Origin of the sequence: Pseudidiomarina sediminum DSM 21906, from assembly GCF_000423165.1 — a bacterium.
GTDB classification, from domain to species: Bacteria; Pseudomonadota; Gammaproteobacteria; order Enterobacterales; family Alteromonadaceae; genus Pseudidiomarina; species Pseudidiomarina sediminum.
On the sequence record NZ_KE383984.1, the window covers coordinates 1 to 5,176 of the forward strand.

The following is a 5,176-nucleotide window of genomic DNA, read 5'->3' on the forward strand; positions in this document are numbered from 1 at the left end:
TTATAATCATACACCCGCCCGTTCATATGAATTAGCTCTAGCTCATCCAAGTGAAGATGGTCCGTAAAACCACGTCGCGTGAGAGCTATGTTCTCGATCCCACCAAACGCCATAACGTTCGCTAGACGAGGGCGATAGCCCGGCTCCATCTGCTGCCCTCCCATTGTCCGCGGTTTACCAAATGCATCATAATGCCGTCGGCCAACAACCTGTCCTTGATCGTCACTAAACGTGAGAGCACTTCCTAAGCGGTCCTTATGAAGATAACTTATTCGGTACCCACTCTCCTGACTAAAACTAATAATTGCAAAATCATCTAAATAAACTTTCCAACTACCACTGACGGTCTCTTCGTACACTTTATCAATTTCGTATGTGCTAGTGCCATTAATGGTCGTTTTTACGCGTTCGCGCTGCGCCCCATACGTGAAATTAAATCGCTCTCCATTACGTGTCAAAACTGTCGGTTGTCTAAAATCATTAAATGTTGGTAATGTTGGCTTAGGTGTATGGGGAAGCTTCGAAGATAATGAAGATGTTCATGGCTTCCTAGGTGCGGTTTATTGGAAATCATTTGTAGGTTCATTAACAAAATTGAACAGTTACGCAGCTCTATCTGGTGATGCTGCATATTTCCCATTCATGGAAAATGCAAATGTAAAATTAATGATGGCACATATCCATAATAAGCCTATGTCTATTAGGATTGCGCTGGAGCATCTTAACGCTGTTCAAAATGACTACAACAATGACCGAACAGGCATCCGAGGTTTGTTGTCAGAGAGACAGATCACCAGTTATCACCATAAAGTCTTCAGGGAATTCAATGCTAACGTGGGCAGGTACGGAGGAACTCTAGGCCACGGAGAATTACCAACGCCAATATCCAACGCAGTTCGTGACTTTTCAAAGCTGTTTTATTGCCAACCTGCATGCGATAGCAATTAAGGAATAATGTATGAAACGTTTAAGTATTTTTATATTTAGCTTGCTTGCTGGTTGTTCCGATGCAAAACCAGAGTTTGTGAAGTGGCATGATTACTCAATACCTGCATCCTATATTCTTGGTGAAATAGGAGGTTCGGGGTTGTATAGCATAGGGGCTGAAACAAGAGATGATGTTGCGGTTGAGCTTCAATCGGATGCTATTGTTGGCAAATATGTGCAATATACCTTAACACCAGCAAGTAATTTCGCGAATGATAAAGCAAAGGCAAGAGCGCTTAATTTGGCGACAAATGGTGGAAACTTAGAGCAGCACGGGTCTGGATTTTACAAATTGTCTCAGGACAAAGAGCCCATACATTGGCAATTAGTTTCACCTAAATATAATGGGCAGACACTTGTTGATGTTGAGCCTGTTGCGACATGTTCACAACTCAAATCGTCTCCTGCATCTTGTACTTTCGGCTTTGTTGATGATGGTGTGTATTACACTGTTTCATTAAGTGGCAGTAATATATCAAATCATCAGGAAGTCAGGCATTTAATAAGAGCAAAACTTTCTGAATGGAAAGTACATTAACTTGATCAAAGCCCACGAATGTGGGCTTTGTAAATAATCATCATCTAATAATTAAGCATCATTTTGAGCATAATAGATGACTCTCTGGCATATTTCTTCATCTGATGGTTTCACATTAGAATTTGCAAGCCATCCCTCGACAAACTCATTCAATAAGAATACTTCTATGAAATACTTCATTCCATTAATCTTCGCTGCATCAGGCAGCGCCCCATCATCCGGTTCATACTCAACCACACATTCCGAGTTTTTAGTCCACGGAGTGGTTGCATAAATAGTGTAACTCTCATCCAGTGACGAACGATCAGTAATTACATTAATCAGTTTCATTCTTTACCCAAATTGCCCATCCACCTTTTCCATCTGGATGCAATGCATTCCAATTATTACTTCCCGGAGTATGCTGAGATCTTGGAACCAGTCTCATAACACCAGCTCCCTGTTCATGATGCCAAGTAAAACCTTTCGGTGGTGTACCACCTAAAATGGTGTTCGGGTTTAGTCTGCCACTACAATTAGAGCATAGGCTTAGTGGTGGTGATTTGGTGAAGTTGACGCTGTTTCAAAATGAGTTGTATCTACTCCACTATCACTTAACACACAACATATATCCTGAGAAATTATTATTCGAGAGTCAGAGCCGGGAACTGGAAACATTCCTCTGTTATGAGCTTTGGCTGGCTCAATACACGCTTTAACAACAAATCCACCTTCAGCATATATTGAATGAGATGCATCAAGTACATCAAGCTCCTTTAAGAATTGTGGTACGTAATAGTCAGTAACACTATGTGGTGTGGCTATAGATACTTTGTGCCAAACATAGTGCGACTTGTCCTCTATAACAGAATCTATTATGTCCTTCACTTTCTTCGAATACAAAGGCCAACCGAGGTCATTTGCCAGAATGTCACCAAGACCTTCTTTCTCTGCATTGAACAATACGTTGCAGGTGTTTTCTTGCAACTCACCGACAAAGTCAATGTCACATTTATCTGAAATAGTTGCTACCACTGAATCATCAGGTGGTAGCACATAATAAAAACTCATCAATTTGTTATTTCCAACCGCTTTTTCTTAATAGCTCAGGGGGTGTTAAGTACGGGCTGTTTAACGTACTTATCAAAGCCTGACAAGAATGTATCCACATTGCCCCTTGCTTCTTTATGGGAGCGCCTCATGCCGTCCAGTACGAATTGATGATATGCGTTAGGATGTCGACCTAAATGCGGTAATGACTGCTTGTTCCACATGTCATCCAGCCTAAGGCCATACTTTTCTGCAATCTTTTCCATTGCAGGAGTAAATATTTTGCTTTTATTGGTTGCAACATGGTGAATTTGCATAGGTAAGCTACGTAACGTTTGAGTTGCTGTTGCAGCAGCTTTGCCCGGAAGAATAGCCATTGCGTAACGCTCTGCGCCAGCTTGTTCTTCGTAAGCCTCAATGTCAGCATTATCAATAGGGTCCGCATTCAAAGAAGGTATGGAGCTTATATCACCATAAACAATTCCAAACGTTAGACCATTGACTAAGGACTTTAAGAACCCTTTAGTTGGACTCCAAACGATAGGTTCGATAGTACCAGTTATCTCAGGTGAATAGCTTTGACCTTGATTGGTACAACAGTAACCCCTACCGTTCGTCCTACCTTAACCTACTCATTTTCCCAACATCATCAATCCGTTACTAATGATTTCACCGTTGCCCATCAGCATCAACAAAACTTGACCCCATGACGCCTTTTTCGTTGTTAGCATCATTATGAAATTAGTTTTTAAGCATTACTAGCCATCGCCAACAATCAGACGATTGGGTGCTATGTAGTGGCAAACTAAACCCGAACACCATTTCAGGGGAAAGGTCACAAGCAACACACGAAGTATTAACCCTTATTCGTATTTAATGAATAATCCACTGGCGGGCACTGACCCGAGCGGTTATCGTTGGTGAGTTCCAGTGCCGTGGTGGCTCTACCGATGCCAGTTGCGCAGATATCGGCGGCGACCTTGGTGCCGTCGCCGCCAGAACATGCGACGAGGCGGATATCGAAAGCTGTGGTACCGTGGTTGGGAATAGCGCTGAGACTGCGGAGGATGTTGGTGGGTTTGTTGCGGGGGAGGTTGGTACCAATCAAAGTGGATGGGGCATTTGGGATAGCATCCAAACAGGGCTTGATGTGGTCGGTATGGCACCGATTCTTGGTGAGGTAGCTGACTTCGCCAATGCAGGGATTTCTGTAGCCAGAGGAGACTATGAAGGCGCTGCACTATCAATGGCAGCAATGGTTCCCTTTGTTGGTAATGCTGCTGGCGCTGCGAAAATAGCAAGGTCCGCTGACAAAGCTATAGATGCCATTCCTTTAAAGAATAACTCAGCAAGAAAGTTATTAATGGCCAGAGGAGCAACACCCAAACAAGCTCGAGAGGTCGTATCCAGCTTTGATGGTCAGATATATGCGACAAAAGGCAAAGCGGGGGATGTCTTTACAATAACAGAGACTAAACCCGGCTCAGCGAGTGGTATGTTTGTCACTAGAGGTTCGGCGGGAGCCACTCCTGCCGAGAGGATTCAAAATCTAGCTCTGCCGATGAGTAACACAGCACGAGTCCAAGGAAGTGCAACCCTGACAAAGCCTCAGGTTCTACTTGAGGGACGAGTGGCTAGCCAAGTTGGAAATAGAGGTTTTGGACCCAATGCAACTGGTGGCGGGTGGCAGGTTGTAACTGATGCATTTAACGGTGGAATTAGGAGGTAGTATGGGTAGCAATGAATTTATTGGTGACAGAGTGATTGAGGTTCTTCGAAATAGCGACTTTGATGACTTCGCTGACCAAATTGAAGATGCAATTAAAAACCTAAAATCAAAAGATATTAATACCCGTATGGAAGCTGTTGAGTTTATTTTGGGTATGTGTCATGCAAGGGCTTTAGGTGACTTGAGTGTCCCCCCATTAAATGGAAATGATTGGTACAAAATGCTCGAAAAATTAGCAGCGTATGCTAAATCAAAGTCCTAGCCTATAATCAGCAGCGTTGATATGTGCGGCTTTGTTAGGCCGCATATTTTGCACCCATCATCAAAGCATCACAGCTTCAGCATTACTAGCAATCACCACCACCTCCAAAACATTCCCATTTTCGGTTATAATCGGGAAAGTTAACGGAGCCAATATGAGTAAAATAAGCTATTTAAACGAATATCAACAACAAGCCCCAACCATCGAAAATCGGAAAGTTCTTCCAACTCCACCCAAATATAACCAAGTTCGTGAACGTGAATATCTAACATCATCAGAGATTGAGCGCATCAGCAAAGCAGCCAAATCGGTCGGTCGCCACGGTCATCGTGACAGTACCATCATCATGGTTGCTTACCATCACGCTTTACGTGTGTCGGAACTGGTAAACCTGAAATGGTCACAGGTTGATTTAACCCAAGGTCTGATTCATGTTGACCTTTCCCCTGAAATAACACCATGTTTTCAATGAGATTTCAGTTTTTTGCCACCTGTTTTGCGTATTCAACTGGCGGTAAATAATTCAGTGAACTGTGTGGTCGTTCTTTGAATCGCCACCGATAACTTAGACACTTCTCAGCTGTTCTTGGTAACGGCTCTCATACTCTACTGGTGACAGCAGGTTATTGGA

Annotated in this window: 9 protein-coding genes; 5 read left to right on the top strand and 4 right to left on the bottom strand. The window is 43.1% G+C overall.

What is annotated here, in order from left to right; all coding sequences use genetic code 11:
- Positions 1 to 426: 426 nt before the first annotated feature.
- Positions 427 to 948: a hypothetical protein gene (locus G535_RS14175; protein WP_126775185.1), complete on the top strand. Its 522-nt coding sequence runs from the start codon at positions 427 to 429 to the stop codon at positions 946 to 948.
- Between the two features lie 10 nt (positions 949 to 958).
- A complete protein-coding gene (locus G535_RS0112335) occupies positions 959 to 1,525 on the top strand; it encodes a hypothetical protein (RefSeq protein WP_026862332.1) in 567 nt (188 codons plus the stop codon).
- Positions 1,526 to 1,576: 51 nt separating this feature from the next.
- Here G535_RS0112335 and G535_RS13675 read toward each other — a convergent pair whose 3' ends face one another.
- The 4 genes from G535_RS13675 to G535_RS13680 are packed head-to-tail and all read right to left on the bottom strand — an operon-like array spanning position 1,577 to position 2,931.
- Positions 1,577 to 1,855 carry a DUF7716 domain-containing protein gene (locus tag G535_RS13675; protein ID WP_034728638.1) on the bottom strand — a complete coding sequence of 93 codons (279 nt, stop codon included), beginning with the start codon at positions 1,853 to 1,855 and terminating at the stop codon, positions 1,577 to 1,579.
- Positions 1,842 to 2,012: an HNH endonuclease gene (locus G535_RS14405; RefSeq protein ID WP_084616882.1), complete on the bottom strand. Its 171-nt coding sequence runs from the start codon at positions 2,010 to 2,012 to the stop codon at positions 1,842 to 1,844. Before G535_RS14405 ends, G535_RS13675 begins: the two co-directional genes overlap by 14 nt.
- A gap of 41 nt (positions 2,013 to 2,053) precedes the next feature.
- Positions 2,054 to 2,575, bottom strand: coding sequence for an imm11 family protein (locus G535_RS14180; RefSeq protein ID WP_126775186.1), 522 nt, complete (start codon positions 2,573 to 2,575; stop codon positions 2,054 to 2,056).
- 35 nt (positions 2,576 to 2,610) lie between these two features.
- Positions 2,611 to 2,931, bottom strand: coding sequence for an AHH domain-containing protein (locus tag G535_RS13680; protein WP_198678993.1), 321 nt, complete (start codon positions 2,929 to 2,931; stop codon positions 2,611 to 2,613).
- A 782-nt stretch (positions 2,932 to 3,713) separates the two neighbouring features.
- On the opposite strand from G535_RS13680, the gene G535_RS13970 reads away from it, so the two are divergent.
- The 3 genes from G535_RS13970 (at position 3,714) to G535_RS13690 (ending at position 5,017) form a co-directional block, all read left to right on the top strand.
- Positions 3,714 to 4,283: a hypothetical protein gene (locus G535_RS13970; protein ID WP_126775187.1), complete on the top strand. Its 570-nt coding sequence runs from the start codon at positions 3,714 to 3,716 to the stop codon at positions 4,281 to 4,283.
- Position 4,284: 1 nt separating this feature from the next.
- Complete coding sequence (locus G535_RS0112360) at positions 4,285 to 4,545, top strand: hypothetical protein (protein WP_026862334.1); 261 nt, start codon at positions 4,285 to 4,287, stop codon at positions 4,543 to 4,545.
- A gap of 154 nt (positions 4,546 to 4,699) precedes the next feature.
- Positions 4,700 to 5,017 carry a tyrosine-type recombinase/integrase gene (locus G535_RS13690; RefSeq protein WP_051207266.1) on the top strand — a complete coding sequence of 106 codons (318 nt, stop codon included), beginning with the start codon at positions 4,700 to 4,702 and terminating at the stop codon, positions 5,015 to 5,017.
- Positions 5,018 to 5,176 lie beyond the last annotated feature (159 nt).